4 protein-coding genes are annotated in these 5753 nt (G+C 69.2%); 3 read left to right on the top strand and 1 reads right to left on the bottom strand.

The genetic code is table 11. The features are described 5' to 3' along the window. Window positions 1-225, bottom strand: a 225-nt coding sequence (locus DB30_RS42060; RefSeq protein ID WP_205633189.1) for a hypothetical protein, incomplete at its 3' end; no start/stop codon positions are given. Between the two features lie 736 nt (window positions 226-961). Between DB30_RS42060 and DB30_RS40000 the strand changes: the two genes are divergently transcribed. From DB30_RS40000 to DB30_RS39990, 3 genes are all read left to right on the top strand, one after another. Beyond that, window positions 962-1582 carry an RNA polymerase sigma factor gene (locus DB30_RS40000; protein ID WP_052559316.1) on the top strand — a complete coding sequence of 207 codons (621 nt, stop codon included), beginning with the start codon at window positions 962-964 and terminating at the stop codon, window positions 1580-1582. 108 nt (window positions 1583-1690) lie between these two features. Continuing rightward, complete coding sequence (locus DB30_RS39995) at window positions 1691-4633, top strand: protein kinase domain-containing protein (protein WP_052559315.1); 2943 nt, start codon at window positions 1691-1693, stop codon at window positions 4631-4633. After that, window positions 4614-5561, top strand: coding sequence for a hypothetical protein (locus tag DB30_RS39990; protein ID WP_052559312.1), 948 nt, complete (start codon window positions 4614-4616; stop codon window positions 5559-5561). The genes DB30_RS39995 and DB30_RS39990 overlap by 20 nt, the downstream gene beginning before the upstream one ends. Window positions 5562-5753 lie beyond the last annotated feature (192 nt).

Below are 5753 nucleotides of genomic sequence, written 5' to 3'. Positions count from 1 at the left end.
CAGGACCTCGGCGCTCTCGTCCGAGGTTACGGTTGCCACTGCGTGACTCTCTTCGGGCGGTGGCGCCATGGGTTGTTGGAGGTTGAGGAGGAGGGTGGCTGCGATTGTTGTTTGCATGGTTCCAGACTGGATCGCTTCATCGATCGAAGCAGGCTCTAGCATCGGCAAGCTTTGCCGCAGAATCCAGCGAACCACGCATTGGTCTCGGCGGCTGGTTGAATCCACTTGCCACCCATATGATACTATTGCAATTGCGGGTTGCGATGTCAATGCATGAATCGGGACTGTCCGCTTGATCTCGAGCCTACGCAACGAGGGCCACCAGCTCTGGCTCGACGCCGTCGCCCGGCACACAACCGCCCGCACACACACAACTCCTGCGTGAGGCTCACGCAGCTCTCCGCTCGCATCACCCGCACCTGCAAGCACGGGCAGATGAGGACTACCTCGCGGCACGCATGCCTTCTTCAACGCCGAGCTCCGTCTGTGGATCCCGGCCCGAGTGGCTCTCCCGGCGTTCGTGTGCGAGCCGAGGGCATGGCGTTCCGGCGCTTCGTCGCCGGCAATAGCCCGGAGTTCGTCCGCGAGTGTGCCGATCCCCAGGTCTTCGTCGCACGCCATTGCCCGAGGCTGAACGGCCTAGAGCGCCGATCAGTTTGGAGTCGCGTCGTCAGGTGCGTCTGGGGCCGTTCCTGCCTAGGAGGGAGGCCGAAGCTGTATCCGGCATACTGCGAGCGCCGACCGACAACGGCAGGAGCGGCCCCAGATGTGCCTGGCGTCGTGAATTCAAACTGATTGGCGCTCTAGGGAGGCGAGGTCGTGCAGGCAGGCCAAGCTCGAGCCGCCCGGCGAGGGCGGTGCGGCGGCTGCTGGGGGCCGAGCAGGCCGAGCAGCCACGGCAGAGGGCCGACTGCTGGGATAATCCCCACCCGGCGCGGGCTTGGTGGTAGCCTGGCGCTCGGTGAGTGACGACGATCAGCGCTTGATGGCAGCGTGGCGCGAAGGCGACAAGCGAGCCGGCGGGCAGCTGATCGATCGCCACTTCGCGTCGATCCTCCGGTTTTTTCGCAACAAGGTCGGCAGCGCCGCGGAGGCCGAGGAGCTGACCCAGCGCACCTTCAAGGGCGCCGTCGAGGGGGCGCAGCGGTTTCGGGATCAGTCGACCGTGCGGACCTGGCTGTTTGGGATCGCCCGCAATGTTCTGCGCCAATGGATTGAAGAGACCGTGCGCGTGCGGGGGCGCAGCGGCGATTCAGGCTCGATCTCGATCGCGGATCTGGGCATCGGACCGAGCACCGCGCTCGCCCAGCGCCGCGAGCAACGAGTGCTGCTCGAGGCCCTGCGCCGCCTGCCGATCGAGTCGCAGCTGGTGCTCGAGCTGAGCTTTTGGGAGCAGCTGTCGGCCAGGGAGATCGGCGAGGTGCTCGCGTGTCCCGAGGGCACCGCGCGAAGTCGGCTGCGCAAGGCCAAGTTCGAGCTGCGGGCCGTGCTCGACGAACTCGAGCGGGAAGCTGGGCAGCTCGAGTCGACGATGCAGGGGCTCGAGACCTGGGCCCGCGAGCTGCGGGCGGCGTGGGGGTGAGCGATGGGCATGAGAACCCGAGACCGGGGGCAGGTCGAAGGCGGGGGCGGGGCCGTGGTCAGCAAAGTTTGATCGATCCGCGTGATTGCCCGACGACCGCTGAGTCGAATGAATGAACAGACCCACACGCCGCGCTCGGGACCCGCGGCCTCGATCGCTGAAGACGCGCGCGCGCCGATCCAGGCGATCGACTCGTCCTTGGTTGTCGAGATGGCCCGCCGTCGTCTGCGGGCGAACCTGCTCGGCGAGCCCATGGACCCCTTGCGGGTCGGGCGCTTCGTGCTCGAGCGCGAGCTTGGGTCGGGCGGCATGGGCTCGGTCTGGCGCGCGTACGATGACCGGCTCGATCGGGCGGTCGCGCTCAAATTCCTGCGTGACGAAGGGGGCGACGAGTCGGCGCGGCAGCGCTTGCTGCGAGAGGCCCGGGGACTCGCGCAGCTGTCCCACCCCAACGTGGTCCCCGTGTTCGACGCGGGCGAGCACGAGCGGCGGGTCTGGATCGCCATGGAGCACGTCCCCGGTCGGACGTTGCGGGCGTGGATCCAAGAAGAGCGGCCGTCGGCGTCGGCGGTGCTCGCCGCCTGGATCGACGCAGGCCGGGGGCTCGCGGCCGTGCACGCGGCCGGCCTGATCCACCGCGACATCAAGCCCGACAACGTGATGCTGGCCGACGACGGCCGCGTTCGTGTCGTCGACTTTGGGTTGGTGCGGGCCGTGGATGGGCTCGACTCGAGCTGGGCGCGGACGCAGACCCACGCGCAGACCCGGACGGGCTCGACCGGATCACTCGGGTCGGGATCGCCAACCCCAACCGCCGGCTTCGTCGGGACCCCAGCCTACGCCGCGCCCGAGCAGCTCGAGGGGCCGTCCGTCGACGCGCGCGCCGATCAGTATTCGTTTTGCGTGTCGGTGTGGGAGGGGCTGTGCGGCGAGCGACCCAGCCGCGCGGACGATCAGCGGGCGCCCGGCGAGCTGGTGCCGCTGCCCGAGGGCGCACGGATGCCGCTGCGGGTCCGCCGGGCGCTGTCGCGTGGCCTGTGTCGCGCGCCAGATCATCGCTTCGCCGACATGGACGCCCTGCTGGCCGAGCTCGCGCCGTTGCGGCGGGCGTGGGTGGGGCCGATCTTGGCCGCACTCACGGCGGGGGCCCTGGGCGTCGTGGTCGCGCAGACGCAAGCCGAAGATCTGCCGGCGCCCCCGGATCCCTGCGTGAACGCGGGCGCAGCGATCGCGCAGACCTGGGGGCCGTCCCAGCGCGCAACCGTGGACCAGCAGTTTGGCGTCGAGGTGGGCGCGCGCGTTGGCGCCCAGCTCGACGCGTGGGCGCGGCAGTGGCAGGCGACGGCGGTCGGGACCTGCGAGGCCCACCTTGTCGATCGGCAGCTCACGACCACGGACTACGAGCAACGCATGGCCTGTCTGACCGCCGGCTCGTCTCGCGTCGACACGTTGGTGCGGAGCATCGAGCGGGGCGAGCTGAAAAGCGCGCCCGTGCTGGCCGCCTGGCTGGCCGACATCGAGGCACCCGAGACCTGCGCGACGGCGGCGAGCCTGGGTGAAGATCGCACGGCCCCGCCCGCGCTCGCGGACGAGATCCAGTCGCTGACCCAGGATGTCGACCACCTGCAGTTTGGCATCGGGGATCCTGCGCTCGAGGCTCGCCTCGCTCGCGCCGCGCAGCTGCACGCGCGCGCGCTCGGGCTCGGTTGGGCGCCCCTGATCGGCGAGACCGCGATGCTCCTCGGCAACTTGAACATCCTCGCGAGCCGGGCCGAGCCCGCGAGCCGGTGGTACGGCGAGGCCATGGATCGCGGACTCGCGCGGGGCGACCTCGAGCGCGTCCGCGAGGCCCAAGCCGGGCTCGCCAGGATCCAGCTGTCGCTGACCTTCAACGACGCCGCCGCCGCGTGGCGGATCGAGCGTCAGGCGGCGCTGGTCGAGGCCCTTGGTGATCGCCCCACGGACGTCGCCCGCCTCGCTCGTCAGCGCGCGCGGCTGCACCAGCTGCGCGGCGATCTCGACGCGGCCCAGCGCGACTACGAGCGGGCGGTCGCGCTGTGGGAGGCGGCGGGACCTCGCTACGGCTGGGAGCTCGCCACCAGCTTGCGCTTGCTCGCCTACTTGCATGACGATCGGGGCCACCGCGACGCGGTCTCACCCTTGCTCGAGCGGGCCCGCGCGCTCGAGCAGCTGGGTGGAAGCCCCAGGCACGCCGCCGATGAGACCGCGCTCGACGAGGGGATCGCGGCGTCCAACGCCGGCGACTACGCGCGCGCGCTGCCACTGCTCGACAAAGCCCTGCGTCTGGCCACAGCCAGCCAGGGTCCGCGCGGGCTGCTTGTGGCGCAGGCCCACGTCGCGCTGTCCGGTGCGTACGACGCCACGGGGGAGGTCGACCTCGCGCTGGACCATGCCAACGCCGCCGACGCGATCTTGCTGGCCACCGTTGGACCCGAGCACCCCGAGCGGGCGGCTGCGCTCAGCGCTGTGGGCACGGCCGAGTATCGAGCCCAGCGCTTCGCGGCCTCGGCCGAGACCTTTGCTCGCGCGCTGCGGATCGTCGAGCGCCACTTCCCGCCGCAGAGCCGCGACCGAGGACTCGCGATGCTCAACCTTGGCGACGCGCTGTACGAGCTTGGTGATCACGCCGGCGCGCAGGCGGTCTTGCAGCCCGCGCTCGAGCTGCTCGAGCCGGAGCTCGGGCCCGCGCATCCCTACATCGCGGTGCTGCTCAAGCCGCTCGGTGGGAGCGCGCTCGGGCGAGGCGACTACGCGCGGGCCGTGAGCTTGTTGGCGCGCGCGCTGGCGATCCTCGAGGCCAACCCCGGCAACCTGGTCGAGCATGCCGAGATCCTGTGGCTGCTCGCGCAGGCCGAGGTCGCGGCCGGCGAGCACGCGGCCGGTCGCAGCCGGGCGCAGGCAGCGGCCGAAGCCTTCACCTCGCTCGGATCGCAGTGGACCGCGCGCGTGACTCAAATTGACGCTTGGATTCAACAGCACCCAAACCCACTCACCTCAGGAGACACCCAAGATGCAGGCAATCCACATTGACACGACCTACACCGCCACCTTGCAGACCAACGGCAATGACTTCCACGGCTACGTCAGGCTAACAAACACGACCAATGAGACGCTCTACGTCACCGTCACGCCAACGTCCGATGCGGGGGAAGATCTATGCCCGACTCCGGCCAACGTCGAGATGGCTGGGGGGGGCGTCATGTACCTCCCGATGGCCGCCGTCGGCACGACCACGCTGGCGTTCGACGTCCGGACCAGCCCCACGGGAGCGGCCGTAGCGAGCAGCAGCAAGGTCCAGGGCTTCATCGCCTCACCGCTGATCAAGAGCGTCGACCCGTGGGAGACTTGGCACCACGCGACGGTCAACGGGTTCATGCGGGTGCGCAACGACTCGGGGATCCCCACGAACGTGACGATCGCCAGTCAGACCTACCCGGTGGGCGGCCATCAACACGACGCGGGACCGTGGGAGGTCCCATCCAACGAGACCACCGTGACGCTGACCGACACCAGCACCGGCACCTCGAAGACGGTGGCGCTGACCCACCAATCCAACGTCGTGTCGATCTCGAATGTCGCGGGCGCCGGGTCCGATCTAGGCGCGGACAGCCTCGTGTTTCTGGCCGGCGCGACGACCACCAGCGTGACCGTGATCAACAATTCCGCGGACACGCTGCGCATCACGCCCGTCGATTTTGATGGCACCCAGGGCACTGACTACACACTCGCAGCTTGGAAAAAAGACTCGCCGGCGCGGCGGATGGTCACGGTCGACATCACCCCGAACACCAACCACTTCCAGATTGAGAAGCAGGCGATTGGCGGGAGCTTCGTCAGCGTTGCCAGCAGCACGGACGAGCCGTTGAAACCGTTCACGGGCTTTGGCCCGGTGGTGTTCACCTTCGACGACCCCGTCGTCGTCGTCAAACACACGGGCTGCGATGGGGGCGAGGGCTGAGCTGCCGGGTCGTCTTGCGCGACGTGCTGGCGGCCGAGCACGCCGAGCAACTCGCTGGTGATGCGTCGGCACAGGGCCAATGGCCGGCCGAGCTCGGGCGCCGGCTGCTGGGATAGCGCCCCCGCGGGCTTGGTGCTCTAGGCCTTGAATAAGCGCTGTAAAACAGCAAAAAGATGAAATTCACCTGAGGAG

The sequence above is a fragment of the Enhygromyxa salina genome (assembly GCF_000737335.2).
Taxonomy (GTDB): Bacteria; Myxococcota_A; Polyangia; order Nannocystales; family Nannocystaceae; genus Plesiocystis; species Plesiocystis salina_C.
Note: the sequence above shows the minus strand (reverse complement) of the source record. Positions and strands in the feature narration are given on the sequence as shown.

Excerpts from the sequence above, each read along its gene's own strand:
- DB30_RS39995 (WP_052559315.1), top strand. The coding sequence starts at position 1,691 with ATGAATGAACAGACCCACACGCCGCGCTCGGGACCCGCGGCCTCGATC.
- DB30_RS39990 (WP_052559312.1), top strand. The coding sequence starts at position 4,614 with ATGCAGGCAATCCACATTGACACGACCTACACCGCCACCTTGCAGACC.